At 31.4% G+C, this 465-nt stretch carries 1 protein-coding gene; it reads left to right on the plus strand.

Annotation, left to right across the window (positions count from 1 at the left end; genetic code table 11):
- Positions 1-31: 31 nt before the first annotated feature.
- A partial coding sequence (locus tag H1S01_RS20775; RefSeq protein WP_341479151.1) for an MFS transporter occupies positions 32-465 on the plus strand: 434 nt, incomplete at its 3' end.

Consider the following 465-nt stretch of genomic DNA (forward strand, 5'->3'; position numbering starts at 1 on the left):
TCGTCTAAATATCTATAGCATTGGTTTAACAGTGTTTTTGATATCTTCTATTTTATGTGGACTTTCAAACAACGTGGTAGAGTTAATTACTTTTCGGGGTTTACAAGGCATAGGTGCAGCAATGTTACAAGGAACTGCTACGGCTATCATTACTACAACTATTCCTGAAAATAGACAAGGACCAGCATTAGGAACTTTAAGTATTCTATTAGGGATAGGCCCTGTTTTAGGACCAAGTATTGGAGGCTTTTTAATATCTGTAGGTAATTGGAGATGGATTTTTTGGATTAATATTCCCTTTATATTTATCGGTTTAATCGGCTGTTTATTTTTAAAAAGATATATTAAAGAGCAAAAAAGTATGTCTATCCATTTAGATATACGTGGAAATTCATTATTATTTCTATCTATCTTTTGTTTACTGATAAGTTTAACTTCTTGGTCTTATCATTCAATGCTTGATAT

This window comes from Heliobacterium chlorum, from assembly GCF_014502795.1.
GTDB lineage: Bacteria > Bacillota > Desulfitobacteriia > Heliobacteriales > Heliobacteriaceae > Heliobacterium > Heliobacterium chlorum.